The sequence below is a fragment of the Mesorhizobium sp. L103C119B0 genome (assembly GCF_000502235.1).
In the GTDB taxonomy this organism is placed as follows: Bacteria; Pseudomonadota; Alphaproteobacteria; order Rhizobiales; family Rhizobiaceae; genus Mesorhizobium.
The window spans coordinates 109,009-125,191 of record NZ_AYXE01000001.1; the positions used below are offsets into that span (position 1 = coordinate 109,009).

Below are 16,183 nucleotides of genomic sequence, written 5' to 3' on the forward strand. Positions count from 1 at the left end.
GTCAAGCCACGGGCGGGACTTCAAAGCCATGTATTTTGTCTATTGGAATCAATCACTTGGCGAGGTGCGACATCGTGCCCGGCACTATCGGGTCGGCACATGCCCCGAATCCGTCCGGCGACCGCTGTCCGATTTCGGCTTCCAGGGCCTTTGCGGTTCGTTTGCGACAGGCAAGCCGAAGGGCTCAGCTCCAGCCGCCGCCATAGGTGCGGTAGAAGATATGCAGGCCGATCTTGGTCATCTTCTGCATCGTGCGCGCCCAGCCCGGATGGACGTAGTTGGCGTAGTAGTGGGTCGATGAGCCGACTTCGGGAATGAATATCTTGCCGGCGGTGACCGCCATCGCGACGTCCTGCGCGGTCTTGTAATGGGCGGGGCTCTCGATGCGCTTCTTGCGGCCGTCGCAGGCGAAGGAGAACTGGCAGCGGTTCAGCCAGTTGTCGTTCTGGTAGACGACGCCGCAAATCGAGTTCGGATAGGCCGGATTGCGGACGCGGTTGAGAATGACCTGCGCGACGGCGGCCTGGCCGCGCACGGATTCGCCGCGCGCCTCGAAATAGATGCCGTTGGCGAGGCAGGCCTGCTCCTTCGTGGAGAAGACGCTGGCCGGCAGCGGGTTCTGGATCCACGAGTGGTCACCCTTGGCCATCGGCGGAATGAAGCGCCCGCTGCTCGGCTCCTCGTCCTGCAGCAGCGCTTCGAAGGGTGAGGCCTTGGCGTAATCGGGTTCGGCCTGGGCATAGGCGGTGGCCAGCACGTCCGGTCTGTCATTGTTGACCAACGCGGCAAGCATGGCCGGCACGCCGGGATCGGGCTTCTTGTCCACGTTGGTGTGGAAGGCCTGGGCGATCTGGATTTCCTTGCCCATGATGCCGGGCTTGGCGAAGGCGAGCTTCAGGCCGCTGTCCATGCTCGGCCGCAGCAGCGAGGACGTGCGCTGAAAGATTGAGCCGGCATTGAAGTTCTTCGGCGGCGCCACCGGCGAGACCTGGATGATGCGGCCCTTCTTGTCGGCGCGCATGATGCGGTCCTCGTCGGGCGTGATGCCGGCGACATTGCCCTTGCCGCGAAACGAGACCTTGCCGACGCCGGGCAGGCGCACGCCCGAACCCGAGAGCGAACCGGTGGTGACGGAATCGATGAAAGGCATTTCGGCGGCATGAACCGAGCCGGCGACGGAGCGCTCGACATAAGAGTTCCAGCGGGTGCCCGAGGCTTCGAGGCCGGAAATCAAGCTGCCCATGTCCTGGTAGGCGACGACAGTTGGAAAGCCGATCCAGATGCCGAGCCCGATGACCAATGGCGATACGAAGGAACGTTTTTTCTCACCGGCGGCGGCGGCCAGCCGCTTCAGGACACGTCGATGCACGGGGAACTCTCCAGAAACGCCACTGAGCCACTGGAGAGCCAAAGTGAAGCATTAACCTTGATGCGGGGTTAACGCGGTTGATCGTGTTTTTCCGAAGCGGCCCGAAATGGGACGCCGCTTGCAGGCCGGCCAACCCGTCAGTTCGGCCGCAGGAAAATTGGCCATGCAATCATGGCGCAGAGCGCGCCCACCAGCCAGACGCCAGGCCACGACCAGATGAGCAGCAAAGCCGGAATGGCGGTCGGCACCACGAAGAAGGCGATGAAGACGAAGCTGTTGGCAAGACCGAGCGCGGTTCCGGCGCGGCTGGCGCCGGCAAGCGTGGCGAGTTCGGTGTAGGCGACGCCATGCCAGGCGGAGACCGAAATGCCGGCAACGACCAGCAGCACGTCGATCGCCGGGATCAACGCGGCATGGGCGTCTGGCGTGGCTCCTGCCGCCAGGACCAGCAGGCCGACGGTCGCGAAGCCAAGCGCGCTCGTCATGCTGCAGAGGCGCAGGAACCAGCGGCGGTTGCCGTTGCGGTCGGTGTAGCGGCCGCTCCAGACGCGCATCACCATCGCGCCGGTCTGCACTGCGGCAAGGCTGGCGCTGATCGTGAGCGTGGCCATGCCGGCGAAATCGTGCAGGAAGACGGAGGCGAAGGTGAGCACCGCCACTTGCGGAAAGCAGAGCAGGCCGATGGCGGTGGCGATGCGCCAGACCTCGACATTGCGCAGCGGCGCCGGACCGCCCGACTTTGCCATGGCCATGCTGCCGGCATTGTCCAGTTCCGGCGGCTGGTGCAGCCACCGCCAGGCAAACAGCGCAGAGACGGCGTTCATGGCGGCCAGCAGCCCGAAGACCGCCGCGAAACCGTGCACCGATGCCAGCGACGGCAGGACCAGCGCGCCGAGCCCGCCGCCGAGCGGCACCGCGGTCTGCCTGATGCTCATGGCAAAGCCACGTTCGCCTTCGTGGAACCAGGCCATGATGGCGCGGCCGCTGGAACCGTTGACGCTGCCGCCGAGCAGGCCGGCGACCAGAAGGCACGCGGCCAGCATTGCGACGCCAGGCACATAGGTCACTGAGGGCACGATGAACAACCCCATCAGGGCGAGCCACGCCGCGGTCGCACCAAGGCCGGTCAACAGCACGCCGCGATCTCCCCAGCGGTCGGTGAGCAGGCCCCAAGGCAGTTCGCTCAAGGCGACGCCCAGTCCGAGAAGGCCGAGGACCAGACCGAGATTGCCATTGCTCAAGTGATAGCCCGACCGCAGAAACACCGCCGCCGCCGGTATGCCGGCGAAGGTTGCGGAGAAACTGGCATTGGCGGCAACGCCGATGCCAAGCACCTTCCAGCGATGATTGGCGCGAAATCGTTCAGCCTTCGACGTGACGGCGGCGGCTCGGCCAACCCGGCCTGGCTCACAATTTGCGTCGGCAATCGACATGGCGGGACTCCTGTTGATGCCCTTTCGGGACCTTGACGCCTCGTCTTTACCGCCATAACTTCATCCCGAATATCGGGAAGTTTTTGACAATTTCTCCCGAAAAACAGGATCGTTATGATGCGCCGCGTAACCTTCGACCTCGATGTCCTCCGAAGCTTCGTCACCGGCATGGAACTCGGCAGCTTCGCCAAGGCCGCCGACCGGCTTGGACGCTCGACCTCGGCGGTGAGCGCGCAACTGAAGAAGCTGGAGGACCAGGCGGCGACGCCGATCTTCCGCAAGTCGGGCCGCGGACTGGCGTTGACGGAAGCCGGCGAAACCATGCTCGGCTATGCCAGGCGGCTGCTCGAGTTGAACGACGAGGCGGCCTCGGCCATCCACGATGTCGAGTTGGAAGGCTGGGTCAGGCTCGGCCTGCAGGAGGATTTCGGCGAGGCGGTGCTGCCGGAGGTGCTCGGACGCTTCGCCCGCGCGCACCCCAAGGTCAAGATCGAGGCGCGGATCGGGCGCAGCTATGAACTCGCCGAGCGGATCACATCAGGCAATCTCGACATTGCGCTGGCCTGGGACAGCGGCCAGGCGCTGCCTTACAGCCGGCATGTCGGCGACGCGCAGTTGCGCTGGATCGGGCCGGCAAAGCTGATCGAGACCAGGCTGCGCGAGGGCGAGGCACTGCCGCTGGTGGCGCTGGAAGCGCCATGCCTGCTGCGCACGGTGACGACGGAAACGCTCGACCGCGCCGGCCTGCCGTGGCGGATGGCCTTCTCCAGCCCCAGCCTTGGCGGCATCTGGGCGGCGGTCGCCGCCGGCCTCGGCCTGACGATCCGCACCGATATCGGCCTGCCGGCCAATGTCAGGGCGATGGCACCGCAAACGTTGGGCTTACCCGCGCTGCCGACCATGGCGCTGGTGATGCACCAGAAAGACGCCGAACTGGACCCGGTGGCGGCGCGGCTGGCGGATATTTTGTGGCAGGCGGCGGTGGCGGCGCTGCCGCAGGACGAGCGGTTGAGAGAGGTCGCTTAGACGGAAGCGGCTGTCCAGCGTAGCGTTCCGTCACACCCCCCTCTGTCCTGCCGGACATCTCCCCCGCAAGGGGGGAGATTGGATCTCGCGAATGCTTTCGCCAATTTTCAACGTTGCAAGAGAGGCTCCAAAGACGAAACGACTGATCTCCCCCCTTGCGGGGGAGATGCCCGGCAGGCAGAGAGGGGTGCTGTCCCGCCAATGTTGCGGAGAATTTCGCAACCGTCACCGCTCACTTGCGCTTGTTCGCTCTCCCCGCGAACGGGTTGTCCGAAGTCCGCAGCGCTATCCGGATCGGCACGCCGGGCATGTCGAAGGCTTCGCGCAGGCTGTTGGAGAGGTACCGGACATAGGATTGCGGCATCGCGTCGGGCCGCGAGCACTGGACGACGAAACCCGGCGGCCGGGTCTTGGCCTGGGTGACATATTTGACCTTGAGCCGGCGGCCGGCGACAGCGGGCGGCGGGTGATGCGCCAGAATGCTTTCCAGCCAGCGGTTGAGCTTGCCGGTGGAAACGCGGCTGTTCCACACCTTGTGCGTCTTGATGACGGCATCCATCAGCTTGTCGAGGCCGCGCCCGGTCTCGGCCGAAACGGTCACCGCCTGGATGCCGCGCACCTGCGGCAAAAGCCGTGTGGTCTTTTCGCGCAACTCGGCCAGCAGTTCCTGCGGATTGTCGATCAGGTCCCATTTGTTGAAGGCGATGACCGGCGCCCTGCCCTCCCGGATGATCAGGTCGGCGATCTGCAAATCCTGCTTCTCGAAAGGGATGGTGGCGTCGAGCACGATGATGACGATCTCGGCAAAGCGGATGGCGCGCAGGCCGTCCTGCACCGACATCACTTCCAGCTTCTCGTGGATCCTGGCCTTGCGCCGCATGCCGGCAGTGTCGAACAGTTTTAGCCGGCGGCCATGCCAGTCCCAGTCGACGGAGATGGAATCGCGGGTGATGCCGGCTTCCGGGCCGGTCAACAGCCGCTCCTCGCCGATCAGCGCGTTGATCAGCGTCGACTTGCCGGCATTGGGCCGGCCGACGACGGCAATGCGCATCGGCTTGGTGTCGTCATAGGCGGGTTCGGCGTCGGGATCGGTGATGTCCTCGCCGATCAGCACCTCGCTGGCGGCGACGTCCTCGGCCTCGTCTTCTTCCTCGCCGAAGGCGCGGTCTTTGCCCAGCGCCTCGATCACCGCGTCGCGCAGATCGGGCATGCCCTGGCCATGCTCGGCCGAGACTGGGATCGGCTCGCCCAAGCCCAGTTCCCAGGCTTCCAGCATGCCGCCCTGGGCGCCCTTGGCCTCGGCCTTGTTGGCGACCAGCACGACCGGCTTGCCGGACTTGCGCACGATTTCGGCAAAGGTGCGGTCGTCGGGCAGCAGGCCGGACTTGGCGTCGATGGTGAAGAAGATCAGGTCGGCCTCGCGGATGGCGATCTCGGTCTGCGCGCGCATGCGGCCGGGCAGCGTCGAAGCGGCGGCGTCCTCGAAGCCGGCGGTGTCGATGACATCGAAATGCAAATCGTAGAGTTTTGCCGCGTGGACGCGACGGTCGCGGGTGACGCCCGGCGTGTCGTCGACAAGGGCCAGCTTCCGTCCGACCAGCCGGTTGAAAAGCGTCGATTTGCCGACGTTAGGCCGGCCGATAATGGCGACTTTGAAGCTCATCCGGCTATCCATATCATCGCCCAAACCGCAGCGCGCCCTTGGGTCAGGCCCGAGGGCAGGCTTTGGGCGATGCGTATCATGACGCGCCCGAGCCGCGGATCAATTCCGACATCAGCGTCGCCCGCTGGCGCGCGTTGCGCGGCGCGCCGTCATCGGCGGCGATCTGGTCGAACAGTTTCAGCGCATCCTGGGTCTTGCCTTCCTTCCAGGCGGCAAGACCGAGCGCTTCGCGCGCCGTGTGGCGCAGCGTGTTGTTGTCGGCGGTCAGCGCCTCGACGCGGCTGGAGACATCGGCGAAGGAGCCGTGGTCGACGAGCAGCAGGGCGGCCCGCAGGCGCGCCATGTCGCGAATACCCTGGGGAATGGCGTTGTCGGCGGCGACGCCATCGAAATCGGCGGCGGCGGCGGCAAAGTCGCCCTTGTCGGCCTTGACGGTTGCCGCGCGCATGCGGGCGAGCAGCGGATAGGCGCCGTAGCCATCCTTTTCCAGCTGTTCGAGGGCGGTCAGCGACTCGTCGCTCTTGCCGTCATTGGCAAGCTTCAGCGCCTGCGAAAACGCATCGCCCGAGCGGTTGGCGCGGGTCTCGTCCCAATAGCGGTAGCCGACGAAGGCAGCGGTGCCGAGCACCACCAGGACGGCGAGGACAAGGATCGCCGGGCCGAAACGATCCCAAAGCACCTGCGCCTTTTCGCGACGGATCTCGTCGTTGACTTCGCGGATAAAACTGTCGTCGGACATCAATCAAAACCATTGCTGCCCCAACAGGGGCGCTTCTTGAGCCCGCGTTTTAGCGAAATTTCGCGGGCATGGAAGGGGCTCGGCAGGAAAATCGGCTAATCGCCGGGCGCATAGCTGCCGACGTTGATCGCACCCACGCCACATTTTGCCGATAGCCGGCTTGGACTGCCTCCAGATCAAGCCCAGATTGCCGATGCCACGTTTGTCCCGCGTTGTTGCGTTTTCCTCAGCCGTGCTTGCCATGGCTGGTGCGGCTTTCGCCGACCCGCCGGCGCCGCCTGCCCCGGCAAAGCCGAAGCAAATCGTCATCATCTCGTTCGACAGCGCCCGGGAGATCTCGCAATGGCAGCGCAGCCGGGCACTGGCCAAGGTCACCGGCGCGCATTTCACCTACTTTTTGTCCTGCGTGTTCCTGTTGTCGCAGCAGACGCGCGCCGAATACACCGCGCCGGCCAGGTCCGCGGGCAAATCCAACATCGGCTTTGCCGTCTCGAAGCAGGAAGTCGCGGACCGACTCGACCAGATCGGGCTTGCCGCTGCGGAGGGCCATGACATCGCCAGCCATGGCTGCGGCCATTTCGACGGCAAGGACTGGAGCAAGGCCGACTGGCTGAAGGAATTCGCCTCGTTCGGGCGCATTCTGGAGAACGCCTATACGATCAACGGCCTTGCGCGCGAGCCGGCACGCTGGCGCGCTACTGCCCATTCGGTTGTCGGCTTTCGCGCACCCTACCTCTCGACCGGCAAAGGGCTCTACGAGGCCCTGGCTGAAGCAGGCTACGACTATGACGCCAGCGGCGTTTCGAACGGCCCGGTCGAGCCGCCGACCAGCGGCGGCCTCACTCGCTTTTCGCTGCCGCAGATCCCGGAAGGCCGGAGCGGCAGGCCGGTGATCGCCATGGACTACAATCTCTATGTCCGGCATTCCGGCGGCTTCGAGCGGCCGAGCCAGGCAGCCGAGTTCAGCGATCGGACCTACCAGGCCTTCCGTGCTGCCTTCGACAAGCAATATCAGGGCAAGCGCATCCCACTGGTGCTGAGCTTCCACTTCACCTTGATGAACAACGGCGCCTACTGGGACGCGCTGGAGCGCTTTGCCGGCGAAAACTGCGTCAAATCAGATGTCGAGTGCATCAGTTTTCGCGATTATGTGCAGCGGCAACGTGGTAGCGAGAGGCAGGCGGCGGTGGGCGGCTGAGCCGCCAACCGTCTATGCAGATAGGATCAAGCTGGGTCGGGTTCCTTTGCCTGTTCCTGACGCTCCATGAAGTGGCGGTCAATGTCGGGCAGCGGCTCGCCGCGAATCGTCGCCTCGAAGGCGCGAAGGCGCTTGTGAACTGACAGAAGCTCGACAATCGTCGACCAAGAATTGACGAGATACTGGAATGAGTTGGTTACCTGACTGAAGGCTGAACTGACCTGGTTGATGAGACCCAGCGTCAGCGTTCCAGCGATCATGGAAGGCACCATCAGGAAGTAGGAGAAGACGTTGTTGGTCTGAAGATAAAGATAGCGGACCACGTTGAAATACACATAGTGGAAATACAGGCGAAAGTAGTTTTGCCGCACACTCGCAAACAGCTCCGCGACGGTCGGCGGCTGCGCCCGGGCCGGATCGTCCTCACCGTAGACGAGTTCCTTGCGATATGCTGCCTCGACGCGCTGGTTACGAAACTGCAAGCCAGGAAGCTTGATGCCTGCGGTCGCAATGATGACTGTACCGAAGACTGCCCAGAAGATCGCAGCCAAAACCAGCGGCTGAGGAACATGACCGATCAATGGCAACTCTGTGACATGCTTAGAATAACTGAGCAGGATCGGCATGAAAGCGATAAGCGTCATGATGGAATCGACGAAGCTAGTGCCAAGGTCTTCCATTATCTTGGAAAACCGCATCGTGTCTTCCTGCACACGCTGTGCAGCGCCCTCAATATGGCGCAGCTTCGGCCAATAGGACATGTAGTAATTGTTCATCGCAGTGCGCCAGCGAAACACCCAGTGGCTGACGAAGAAGTTTGTCAAAACGAACACGGTAACCGCGACAAGAGCGATACCGAGGAAAGTGATTATTTGAGCGTAAAGATCAGCCTCGGTTGCCTTGACCGTTTTGCTAACGATGCCCTGAATGAGGTCCCAGAATGGTCCATACCATGCGTTGATCGCCACGCTTACCTGCACCTGAAAGTAGGTCGTGAACAGGAGCAGCGAACTGCCGAGGATAGACCATTGGTCCCACGGGTGCGGAGAATACCAGTGCCAGAAGCCATAGAATATCAAAACGCCAAGCGCATAGTAGATGTAGAACCAGAGGAACGGAGGCGACCAGAACACCGAGACGCCTATGATGGGCGGCGCGTCGGCAAGAGCCGGAGGCAAGCCGAGAAACGCGCCAAGCTGGTCAGCACCGAGGAACCAGGCTGCCACGAGAACCGCAGTCCAGACGACGGCCGAGATGAAAAACAGCTTCGGCTGCGGGAAGAAGGATACGAACACTGTGGTGAAATCCTCGGTCGGTGCGCAAATCAGCGGGGTTCGGCGGGCATAAAGTCACACATTAGGTGGAAAGCAAATGCCCGTACCCGATGCCCGGCATCGAGCAAGACCACAATCATGGCGATTTTGGCGCGGCCGACCAGGTGATCCCAGCAGATACCAGCAATACGCCAGCAGCGACGATCGAGGCCAGGAAGAAGTTGCCCGAGGCTTGCGCCAGCAGTCCGGCGACGATCGGGCCGACGATCTGGCCGATGCCGAAGGAAGCGGTCATCAGCGCAAAAATCCGGCGCGGCGCCTCCGGCACGAGCTGCCTTGCCGTCTGCAGGCCGAGCGCGGTGATGGCGATGAAGGTGCCGCCGAGCAGGACGCCCGCCAGCAGCGGCCCGGCGGTGCCGCCGATGGCGACGCTGGCGGTGACGCCGACCACCTCGACCAGGCAGCCCACGGCATAGGCGGTATAAAGCCCGATCCGTGCCGCTACCTTCTGCCACAGCCAGACCGAGGGAAAGCCGGCAAGGCCGGTGACCATCCAGACGCTTGCCTCGAAGACGCGGCCGCCGCCGCCCTGGCGCACGATGGCGACCAGGAAGGTCGCCGTCACCACATAGCCGAAGCCGAACAGGCCGTAGGCAACGATGACTTTTGCCAACGACCGGTCCCTCGGCAGTGCCGGTTCGCGGTCGGCCACGCCGCGGCCAGGTGCGGTGCCGCCGGCGAGCAAGGCGACCATCGCAAGGCCGCCGGCGGAAATCGCTGCCGACCACAGCCAGCCCGAAGCCCAGCCGGCATGTTCGGTGACCAGAACCGCCATCAGCGCTGAGGATGCCGCGATGCCGAGGCCGACGCCGCCGAAATGCAGCGCCTGCAGGTCGCTTCTGTTGGCGGCTGCCAGGTGACCGAAGACGATCGAGGCCATGAACACCATGACGAAGGCGCTGGCGAGACCGGCAAGGAAGCGGAGGACGACAAAGGCGGTCATCGTCTCGCTCAGCCCCATCAGGGCGGCGAGCGCAGCACTGGCGGCAAGGCCGCCAAACATCAGCAGGCGCTCGCGCCCATGCGCCCAGCCGCCTGCCGCCGCAAGCGCGCCGACGAGGTAGCCGAGATAATTGGCCGACGCGATCCAGCCGGCATCGGCCGGCGACAGATGCAGTTCTTCCATCATTCCGGGCAGGATCGGCGTGTAGACGAAACGGCCAATGCCCATGGCGACGGCCATGGCGATCATGCCAGCGAGAGCAAGGCCCAAGGGTGATGGAGCGGCGTTCATTGCAGCGCACCATAGAATTGGCGACCGATGAAACAATCCGCTTTGTGTTGGGCCAGCGGGCGCGACTAACGCCCCCGCATCTCAGCCGCAGCCGAGCGCCCCGGTCTCGTAGGCGGTGCGGCGCGCCGTCAGCCGGAACGGGATATCTCCGAGTTCGCGTTCCGACATGGTGTCCAGCACCGGATGCGACAATGGGTCGGTAACCCAGTCGATGACATCGCCGCCGTGCATCCCATCATAGCGGTCCGGCCGGAGGCCGGCAGCGGCTAAGATCTTGAACAATGATACGATCGTCATCCTCGCCTCCTCGGTCTGACTGTCCCACTAAAATCTGCCTTGTCGGGCTGTCTTTCAATTGAGATTTCAGCCGCGCCGGTTTAGAAAAACTGAAATGGCTATGCTGAACCGCGTCCATCTCAACGGCCTGCGCGCCGTCGAAACCGTCGCCCGCCTCGGCTCGCTCGCGGCGGCGGCCGGCGAACTCAACGTCTCGGTCAGCGCCGTCAGCCAGCAGATCAACCGCACTGAAAAGCAGCTCGGACAGGCGCTGTTCGAACGCACCGCAAGCGGGCTGGTGCTGACCGAATTCGGAACGGTTTTTTCCGCCCGACTGGGCGCCGGTTTTCGCGAGCTGGCGCAAGCGGTGGCGCTGGCCGACGAGGCGAGCCAGTGCACGCTGGTGGTGTCGGTGGCGCCGGCCTTCGCTTCGAAATGGCTGCTGCCGCGGCTGTCACGTCACTTCGACCGGCATCCCAATGTGCTGTTGCGCATCGACGCCTCGGTGCGGCTCGCCGATCTCGAACGCTCCGACATCGACATCGCCATCCGGCTCGGCGACGGCAAATGGCCGGGCGGGCGGGCGGAGCTGCTTCTGGCGCAGGAAGTTTTCCCGGTCTGCGCGCCGGTGATCGCCGAGAAACTGAAATCGATCGAAGACCTCGCGCAGACCTGCGCCATCACCGACGAGCGGGCGATGATCAATTGGGAGAGCTGGTTCAAAGCCGCTGACGTCGAACCAGTCACCTTCCGCAAGGGTGCGCGTTTCACCGACCCGATGCTGTGCCTGGAATCGGCGATCGCCGGCCATGGCGTCATGCTCGGCTGGCAATTGCTGGCCGCCGATGCGCTGGCCGACGGCCGCCTCGTCGCGCCTTTCGGCGTGCGGGCGCAGAGCGGCCTCGGCTACTGGCTGGTGACCTCGGCGACCAAGACCGAAAGCCGCAAGGTGCGCGATTTCAAGATCTGGATCCGCGAGGAAATCGCGGCGACCGTGGCGCAGTTCAGTGCGCTGGAAAGCGCTGCCTAGGGCTGTCCGTCGCGACGGTGCTGGAAAGCACAGCCGCGCCGATCTATGTTGGAAGCTTCACCTCCAAGACCAAGGCAGGCAGGATCATGACCACACATTCGCGCGGCGTTTCCGCAACCATCGACCCGGTGAAGCTCGACAGGCTGGCGGAAGTCGCCATCAAGGTGGGGCTGCAATTGCAACCGGGGCAGGATTTGGTGCTGACCTCGTCGATCGCAGCCCTGCCGCTGACCAGGCGCATCGTCGAGCACGCTTACAAGGCGGGCGCCGGGCTGGTAACGCCGATCTTCAATGATGACGAGATCACGCTGGCGCGCTTCCGCTACGGCGCGGATGCCGGCTTCGACCGCGCCGCCGGCTGGATATATGAAGGCATGGCGAAGGCCTTTTCCAACAATGCGGCGCGGCTTGCCGTGCGCGGCGAGGACCCGTCGCTGTTGTCGGCGCAGGACCCGGCGAAAGTGGCGCGCGCCAACAAGGCGAACTCGATGGCCTACCAGCCGGCGCTGGAAAAGATCACCGGCTTCGACATCAACTGGAACATCGTCGCCTACCCGGATCTCGCCTGGGCCAAGCAGGTCTTCCCCGGCGATGCCGACGATGTCGCCGTGGTCAAGCTTGCCGATGCGATCTTTTCGGCATCACGGGTCGATGTGGAAGACCCGATCGCAAACTGGACGGCGCACAATGCAGCGCTGCGCGGCCGCACAAAGTGGCTGAACGAGCACAATTTCCATGATCTGCATTTCAGCGGCCCGGGCACCGACCTCACCGTCGGGCTGGCCGATGGCCATGAATGGATGGGCGGCGCCTCGACCGCCAAGAACGGCGTCACCTGCAATCCGAACATCCCGACCGAGGAGGTCTTCACCACGCCGCATGCACGGCGCGTCTCCGGCCATGTCTCCTCGACCAAGCCGCTGTCCTACCAGGGCACGCTGATCGACGATATCTCGGTGCGTTTCGAAGAGGGCAGGATCGTCGAGGCCAAGGCTTCGAAGGGCGAGGACGTGCTGAAGAAAGTGCTCGACACCGACGAGGCTTCGCGCCGGCTCGGCGAGGTGGCGCTGGTGCCGCATTCCTCGCCGATCTCGGCCAGCGGCCTGCTGTTCTTCAACACGCTGTTCGACGAGAACGCCGCCTGCCACATCGCGCTCGGGCAGTGCTATTCAAAATGCTTCGTCGACGGCGCCTCGCTCAGCCAGGACGAAATCGCCCAGCGCGGCGGCAACAAGAGTTTTATCCACATCGACTGGATGATCGGCTCGGACAAGATCGACATAGACGGCGTGCACAAGGATGGCCGCCGCGTGCCGGTGATGCGCAAGGGCGAGTGGGCGTAAAGGGGGCGGATGGCCTTCGACCTGACGGTCAAGCGAATTTACGAAGCACCCGCGCCCGATGACGGGCAGCGGGTGCTGGTCGATCGCATCTGGCCGCGCGGCGTCAGCAAGGAGGATGCCGCGCTGACGCTGTGGCTGAAGGACATCGCGCCGAGCGATGAATTGCGGAGGTGGTTCGGACATGAGCCGGCGCGGTGGGCGGAGTTTCAGGTGCGGTATTCGGTCGAACTGGATGGGAATAGCGAAGCGGTGGCGCAACTGCGTGGCTTGCTCGGCAAGGCCAAGGTGACGCTGCTTTATGGCGCGCATGACGAGGCGCATAACAATGCGGTGGCGTTGGCGGGGTATTTGCGCGGGACGGGTTGAGAGACAGCGAACCGCTGCATACGCCGCAAGCGAAAGCCTTCACAATTAGCGATCGCCCTCCACGCGTTCGTCATCCTCGGGCTGACCCGAGGATCCTGTGTGTTGTTCCCATGCTATGTTTGGGGTGGGAAGGAGACCGACAGGATCCCATGGTCTGCGCTGCGTCGCTTCGAACCTAGCTTCGCCACAGGATGACGAAGCGAGGCTACGCTACTTCACCACCCCTTCATAAGCCTCCGGCTTGAACCCCACCAAAATCTCATCCCCGACCTCGAGCACCGGGCGCTTGATCATCGTCGGGTTGGCCAGCATCAGCTTCCTGGCCTTCTTCTCGTCGAGCCCTTGCTTGTGCTTGTCGGGCAGTTCGCGGAAGGTCGTGCTGCCCTTGTTGAGCAGCTTTTCCCAGCCAACCTTGCCGATCCATCCATCCAGTCTGCCCACCTCTATCCCCTCGGCCCGGTAGTCGTGAAAACGGTAAGGCACATCGTGGCCCTCCAGCCAGGTGCGCGCCTTCCTGATCGTGTCGCAGGTGGTGATGCCGTACATGGTGATCGTCAAAACGCACTTCCCTTGGGCTGATGGTCGAATCCGCCGGACAGCCTAAAACCGTCCTTCCCGCTTTGCCAGCACCCCGGTCACATCAGCCCATTTTTAGGGCTTGCCAATACTAAGGAATTTTCCTAAGTATATTTCTATACCCGTCGACGGACCTCAGGATCGCCCATGCCAAGCCTCCACGCCCCAACTACAAGTCTCCCGCCGATCGACGGCATCTTCCGCGCGCTGGCTGACCCGACGCGGCGGCGCGTGGTCGAGCGGTTGAACCGCAGTCCGGCCTCGGTCAGCGAGTTGGCGCAGCCTTTCGAGATGGCGCTGCCTTCCTTCATCGAGCATCTGAAAGTGCTGGAAGGCTGCGGTCTGGTGCGATCGGAAAAAATCGGCCGCACCAGGACCTATCAGCTGGCGCCCGAACCGCTGCAGCTCGCCGAAAACTGGCTGGCCGAACAGCGCACGCTGTGGGAGCGCCGACTCGATCAATTCGACGCCTATGTGATGAGCCTCAAGGAGCAAGAAAAGTGAGCTATCCCTTCAAGCCCGACCCCAGACTGGACCTTGTGCTGGAGCGCAAGCTCGACGCGCCGCGCGAACTCTTGTGGAGCGCGATGACGGTGCCGGAGCATGTCAAGCAATGGTTCACGCCCAAGCCCTGGCTGATCACCGATTGCGAGATCGACCTTCGTCCGGGCGGACTGTTCCGGACGCGCATGCAATCACCCGACGGCAAGGAGGTCAACGACCGCCATTGCTGCTATCTCGAGATCGTGCCGAACGAGCGGCTGGTGTGGACCGATGCGCTGCTGCCGGGCTATCGGCCCTCCGGCGAGCCCTTCATCACCGCAGTCATTTCGCTTCAGTCGGATGACAAGGGCACGCGCTACACGGCAACGGCCATCCATCGCGACGAGGCTACCCGCAACAATCATGAAGAGATGGGGTTCTTCGACGGCTGGGGCACGGTGGCCGATCAGTTGGCGCAGTATGTGAAGACCATTTGAGCTTTTCCCACTGCGGCCAGGACTTTGTCCCGGCCGCCTGGTTTTTGGGTCGTGCAGCGAAGTGCGCCGGAACCCTACGGCACCCGGGCTCAGTAGTAGAAGCGCTCTTCGGTGATCTTGCCGTTCTTGACCGTGTACAGGCCAACCTCGTCCATGGTGACCCGTTCGCCGGTGGCCTTGGGCGTTATGTCGAACTTGAAGCGCACCGCGAACTGGTCGCCGTTGACATAGGGGCCTTCGACAGAGCCGCCATGGACTTCGTGGTTCGCTTGCCACCATTCGCCCTTTTGCCTGAGAGCTTCCTTGCCACGGGCAATGGCCATCGGGCCCTCCATCGCTTCGAGGCTGACGATATCATCGGCATTGTACTTTTCACCAGCACCCAGGTGATCCCCCTGCTGGAGCATTTCGGTGAAATCCTTGGCAACATCCGCGATGGTCATGTGTGTTCCTCCTGTTCAGACTGGTTTGAAGTAGGGAAGCGCTTGCCGGCCCGCCACCTTTACCCGCACGACAGCTGACAAGGTGTGTCAGGACGATGATACAGCGCGGCTGTGTGACGACGATTGCGGCGGCGTCGGACAGCGACTTCGGTTGCAGACAAAAGCCAATTCCGCAATGCTGGGTGCATGTGCAACCTCTACAACATCACGACGACGCAAGAGGCGGTCCGCCAATGGACCCGCACATTGCGCGATATCAGCGGCAACCTCGAACCTTCGCTTGATGTCTATCCCAATCAACCTGGGCTTGTCGTTCGCAACAGGGCGGATGGGGAGCGTGAACTGGCGAAACTGCTTTGGGGTTTGCCAACGCCGCCCGAGCGCATGAAAGGTAAGGCCGACTACGGCACCACCAACGTTCGCAATCCGCAATATTCGCACTGGCAGCAATATGTGGGCGTCGAGCACAGATGTGTCGTGCCGGTGACCAGCTTTGCCGAGCCCAGCCCTGCGGCGAACGATAAAGACCCGGAAACAGGAATCCAGCGAAATTACTGGTTTGCCCGTGGCGAGAGCCGGCCGTTGTTCTTCTTCGCTGGTTTCTGGACGTCTTGGCAGGGCGTGCGAAAGGTCAAGGACGGTCCCGGCGACTTCGAGCTATACGCCTTCATGACCACCAAGCCTAATGCTCTCATTGCGCCGATCCATGAGAAGGCTATGCCCGTGATCCTCACCACGCCGGAGGAAACCGAGGCTTGGCTGACGGCGCCATGGTCGGAAGCACGGCATTTGCAGCGGACGGCGCCCAACGACGCGTTGGTGATCGTTGAGAAGCCAGCCACACAGATCAAGTTCCCACCACGGGCCCCGGCCCAAGGGTCTCTGTTTTAGCCCGAAATCGGCTCTCCTCAATCGTCGTCTCGCCAGATTACCCGGCGAACCATGCGGATTTCGACAAGACGTCTGACGCGAATTTTAAGGCGTTCAGCAGCGCTTGGCAGAATGATGCCTGCATCGAGCTCACGACCTTTGCAGCGCTCGCACCGCATGTGCCGCTCCACATCCCAAAAGGGGATATCACCAACCAGCTTTGCGAGATCGCCAGGCAGATAGTGTCGAGTGATGTTGCAGTTCCGACATCGAACACGAATTAGCTGCCCGACTTCATGCGCC

Annotated in this window: 17 protein-coding genes; 8 read left to right on the forward strand and 9 right to left on the reverse strand. The window is 63.2% G+C overall.

The window, feature by feature from the left end; genetic code table 11:
• Positions 1–184 precede the first annotated feature (184 nt).
• Entirely contained in the window at positions 185–1,369 is a 1,185-nt protein-coding gene (locus tag X728_RS165510) for a cell wall hydrolase (protein WP_023830308.1), read from the reverse strand.
• Between the two features lie 137 nt (positions 1,370–1,506).
• Positions 1,507–2,802 (reverse strand): MFS transporter, encoded by a 1,296-nt coding sequence (locus X728_RS165505; protein ID WP_023830309.1) that lies wholly within the window; start codon positions 2,800–2,802, stop codon positions 1,507–1,509.
• A gap of 117 nt (positions 2,803–2,919) precedes the next feature.
• Between X728_RS165505 and X728_RS165500 the strand changes: the two genes are divergently transcribed.
• On the forward strand, positions 2,920–3,828 hold the full coding sequence (locus X728_RS165500) for a LysR substrate-binding domain-containing protein (RefSeq protein ID WP_023830310.1): 909 nt from the start codon (positions 2,920–2,922) through the stop codon (positions 3,826–3,828).
• A gap of 232 nt (positions 3,829–4,060) precedes the next feature.
• On the opposite strand, the gene der is transcribed toward X728_RS165500, so the two are convergent.
• Both der and X728_RS165490 read right to left on the reverse strand, forming a co-directional pair.
• On the reverse strand, positions 4,061–5,491 hold the full coding sequence (gene der, locus X728_RS165495; RefSeq protein ID WP_023729305.1) for a ribosome biogenesis GTPase Der: 1,431 nt from the start codon (positions 5,489–5,491) through the stop codon (positions 4,061–4,063).
• A gap of 76 nt (positions 5,492–5,567) precedes the next feature.
• Positions 5,568–6,230: a tetratricopeptide repeat protein gene (locus X728_RS165490; protein ID WP_023830311.1), complete on the reverse strand. Its 663-nt coding sequence runs from the start codon at positions 6,228–6,230 to the stop codon at positions 5,568–5,570.
• 193 nt (positions 6,231–6,423) lie between these two features.
• Here X728_RS165490 and X728_RS165485 point away from each other — a divergent pair, with 193 nt between their 5' ends.
• Entirely contained in the window at positions 6,424–7,428 is a 1,005-nt protein-coding gene (locus X728_RS165485) for a polysaccharide deacetylase family protein (RefSeq protein ID WP_023830312.1), read from the forward strand.
• A gap of 26 nt (positions 7,429–7,454) precedes the next feature.
• Here X728_RS165485 and sbmA read toward each other — a convergent pair whose 3' ends face one another.
• The 3 genes from sbmA to X728_RS165470 all read right to left on the reverse strand — a co-directional run bounded on the left by sbmA (position 7,455) and on the right by X728_RS165470 (position 10,293).
• The gene (sbmA, locus tag X728_RS165480; RefSeq protein ID WP_023704870.1) at positions 7,455–8,723 is read right to left on the reverse strand and encodes a peptide antibiotic transporter SbmA; all 1,269 of its coding nucleotides are present in this window, start codon (positions 8,721–8,723) and stop codon (positions 7,455–7,457) included.
• A gap of 115 nt (positions 8,724–8,838) precedes the next feature.
• Entirely contained in the window at positions 8,839–9,996 is a 1,158-nt protein-coding gene (locus tag X728_RS165475; protein ID WP_023740672.1) for a YbfB/YjiJ family MFS transporter, read from the reverse strand.
• An 81-nt stretch (positions 9,997–10,077) separates the two neighbouring features.
• Positions 10,078–10,293, reverse strand: a complete 216-nt coding sequence (locus X728_RS165470; protein WP_031194592.1) for a hypothetical protein — start codon at positions 10,291–10,293, stop codon at positions 10,078–10,080.
• Between the two features lie 94 nt (positions 10,294–10,387).
• On the opposite strand from X728_RS165470, the gene X728_RS165465 reads away from it, so the two are divergent.
• The 3 genes from X728_RS165465 to X728_RS165455 all read left to right on the forward strand — a co-directional run bounded on the left by X728_RS165465 (position 10,388) and on the right by X728_RS165455 (position 13,011).
• On the forward strand, positions 10,388–11,302 hold the full coding sequence (locus tag X728_RS165465; RefSeq protein ID WP_023729300.1) for a LysR substrate-binding domain-containing protein: 915 nt from the start codon (positions 10,388–10,390) through the stop codon (positions 11,300–11,302).
• A gap of 86 nt (positions 11,303–11,388) precedes the next feature.
• Positions 11,389–12,645 (forward strand): aminopeptidase, encoded by a 1,257-nt coding sequence (locus X728_RS165460; protein WP_023830313.1) that lies wholly within the window; start codon positions 11,389–11,391, stop codon positions 12,643–12,645.
• Positions 12,646–12,654: 9 nt separating this feature from the next.
• Entirely contained in the window at positions 12,655–13,011 is a 357-nt protein-coding gene (locus X728_RS165455) for a DUF488 domain-containing protein (protein WP_023701480.1), read from the forward strand.
• A gap of 210 nt (positions 13,012–13,221) precedes the next feature.
• On the opposite strand, the gene X728_RS165450 is transcribed toward X728_RS165455, so the two are convergent.
• Complete coding sequence (locus X728_RS165450) at positions 13,222–13,569, reverse strand: ArsC family reductase (RefSeq protein WP_023687095.1); 348 nt, start codon at positions 13,567–13,569, stop codon at positions 13,222–13,224.
• Positions 13,570–13,734: 165 nt separating this feature from the next.
• Between X728_RS165450 and X728_RS165445 the strand changes: the two genes are divergently transcribed.
• Both X728_RS165445 and X728_RS165440 read left to right on the forward strand, forming a co-directional pair.
• Positions 13,735–14,091, forward strand: a complete 357-nt coding sequence (locus X728_RS165445; RefSeq protein ID WP_023687094.1) for a metalloregulator ArsR/SmtB family transcription factor — start codon at positions 13,735–13,737, stop codon at positions 14,089–14,091.
• Complete coding sequence (locus tag X728_RS165440) at positions 14,088–14,567, forward strand: SRPBCC family protein (protein WP_023668501.1); 480 nt, start codon at positions 14,088–14,090, stop codon at positions 14,565–14,567. Before X728_RS165445 ends, X728_RS165440 begins: the two co-directional genes overlap by 4 nt.
• A gap of 89 nt (positions 14,568–14,656) precedes the next feature.
• Here X728_RS165440 and X728_RS165435 read toward each other — a convergent pair whose 3' ends face one another.
• Entirely contained in the window at positions 14,657–15,010 is a 354-nt protein-coding gene (locus X728_RS165435) for a nuclear transport factor 2 family protein (RefSeq protein ID WP_023668502.1), read from the reverse strand.
• A 186-nt stretch (positions 15,011–15,196) separates the two neighbouring features.
• Here X728_RS165435 and X728_RS165430 point away from each other — a divergent pair, with 186 nt between their 5' ends.
• On the forward strand, positions 15,197–15,901 hold the full coding sequence (locus X728_RS165430; protein ID WP_023701482.1) for an SOS response-associated peptidase: 705 nt from the start codon (positions 15,197–15,199) through the stop codon (positions 15,899–15,901).
• Positions 15,902–16,183 lie beyond the last annotated feature (282 nt).